Source organism: Bifidobacterium aerophilum, assembly GCF_010667685.1.
Classification (GTDB): domain Bacteria; phylum Actinomycetota; class Actinomycetes; order Actinomycetales; family Bifidobacteriaceae; genus Bifidobacterium; species Bifidobacterium aerophilum.
The window spans coordinates 1-248 of the sequence record NZ_WHZW01000057.1; the positions used below are offsets into that span (position 1 = coordinate 1).

1 protein-coding gene is annotated in these 248 nt (G+C 73.0%); it reads right to left on the reverse strand.

The window, feature by feature from the left end; translation table 11 throughout:
* The coding region (locus GFD25_RS12620) for a head fiber protein (RefSeq protein WP_275575596.1) at positions 1-248 on the reverse strand (248 nt) is incomplete at both ends.

Consider the following 248-nt stretch of genomic DNA (forward strand, 5'->3'; position numbering starts at 1 on the left):
GTGCCGACGGCCCCGCCCTTCTTCACGCCGCCCAACGCCGTGGTCGTGGCGGCGGGCAGCGTGTACGCGGCCGGGATCACGCCCGCGGCGAGCTTGTCCTTCGTGATGCCGCCGGCGAGCATCGCGTTCGTGATGCTGCCCGCGGCCGGCGCGCCGCCCAGGTCGACCGGGTTGCCGTCCGCGTCGAGGAACTGGGTTTCGATGACCGCCTGGCGGGCGTCGTTCGTCACGCCGCTGGTCAAATGGTG